This window comes from Nonomuraea candida (assembly GCF_000725485.1).
Lineage (GTDB): Bacteria > Actinomycetota > Actinomycetes > Streptosporangiales > Streptosporangiaceae > Nonomuraea > Nonomuraea candida.
Genome location: NZ_JOAG01000120.1, coordinates 1 through 1,497, shown reverse-complemented (window position 1 = coordinate 1,497; position 1,497 = coordinate 1). Strand labels below are relative to the sequence as shown.

Genomic DNA, 1,497 nt, shown 5'->3' with positions numbered 1-1,497 from the left:
GTCGTTGATGAGGATGTTGTTGTCGTATTGCAGGAGCTGGCCGTCGGCGCGGTAGGCCAGCAGGTCGGCGAACCCGTCGCCGGTCACGTCACTCACCGAACGGTCACGGGGCTTGGCGGGCGCGGTGTCGTCGATGATCCGGTCGTAACGCATCGCGCGGTAGCGGCCGTTCGGGTGCCCGTCCAGGACGGCGTTGTTGATGTTGGCGCGTTCGTGTCGCACCGGGGTGGCGCCGAAGGTGTAGTACTCGAAGTTGCCGTTGCCGTCGAGCCACCGGTGGAACATGAACGTGTGCGTGCCGGGATAGTTGAGGATGTCGCCCGGCTTCAGGTCGCCGCGCGGGATGTCGTGCGAGACCTGTTCCAGTGTCCCGGTCGCCTTGTTCGCGTCGAGATGCCAGGCCATCGACACGTACCCGGAGCAGTCCCTGCGGTAGTCGGGGCCGGTGCCGTTGGGTCCTGGCGAGAATCCGCCCTGATTGTAGGGGCCGGGCTGGTGGTCGACCCAGTACTGTGCCCGCCAGATCACCTCGCTACGGGTGATGGTGCCTCCTGGCGCGGAGGCCGCCTGGGCGGCCGGCGCGACGGTTAACGTCGCGGCGATCACCGCGGTCATGAAGACCAGTAACGCGGTGAGCAAACGCTTGATGTGTGCCATCTCTGTCTCCTCATCGGTGTGCGATGGCACCATGCAAACCGGCCGACCTCTATTTCTCCTGCAAGCGGTCTTGTAGCCGCTTGTTGCTGCTTTGCAGGCGTTTCGCAGAACGGCGCCGCAAGGTCTGTCTCACCACCAAATAGCGGAACACAGGAGGCAGTGGTGAACAGGACCAGCAAAGTCGCCATCGCGGCCGGGGCCACGGCCCTGATGGGCTTCATGACCGGTACGACGCCGGCTTGGGCGGGGGTTCAGGAGGACTACATCGCGTCGGTGTCGGCCATCGCGCAGCGGATGCAGGCCGAGTACGACCTGCCCGCGTCCGTCGCGGTGGGACAGTCGGCCCTGGAGTCGCGCTGGGGCGACAGCGGGCTGACCCGGTCGGACAAGAACTACTTCGGCATCAAGTGCACCAGCCCGACGAGCCCGGGCCCGATCGCCGTCGGGTGCGTGCAGAGGCAGACCAGTGAGTGCCTGCCGACCTGCGGGCCTGCGACGGCGTGGTTCCGGTCCTACCGGTCGGCGGAGGACTCGTTCCGCGACTGGGGCCGGATGATCACCTCCAGCGCCAATTACGCGAGCGCGCTGCCCTACCGGCACGACCCGGACCGGTTCATCATCGAGGTCGCCAAGCGCTACGCGACGGACAACACCGGGTACGCGGGCAAGGTCATCAAGATCATGCGAGATCACAACCTGTACGGGCTCGATTCCGGGCAGCAGCATCCCCCTCGTGACCGCTCGGTGAGTGACGTGACCGGCGACGGGTTCGCCGACCTGCTGGCCTACCGCGCCGACGGCCAGCTCCTGCAATACGACAACAACATCCTCATCAACGAC

The 1,497-nt window shown here is 66.0% G+C and carries 2 protein-coding genes; one reads left to right on the top strand and one right to left on the bottom strand.

Annotated features, from left to right (window positions below; translation table 11 throughout):
* A partial coding sequence (locus tag IO39_RS43295; protein ID WP_043637566.1) for a hypothetical protein occupies nt 1–657 on the bottom strand: 657 nt, incomplete at its 3' end.
* 162 nt (nt 658–819) lie between these two features.
* Here IO39_RS43295 and IO39_RS43290 point away from each other — a divergent pair.
* Nucleotides 820–1,497: glucosaminidase domain-containing protein (locus IO39_RS43290; protein WP_052424150.1), on the top strand; the 678-nt coding region annotated here is incomplete at its 3' end.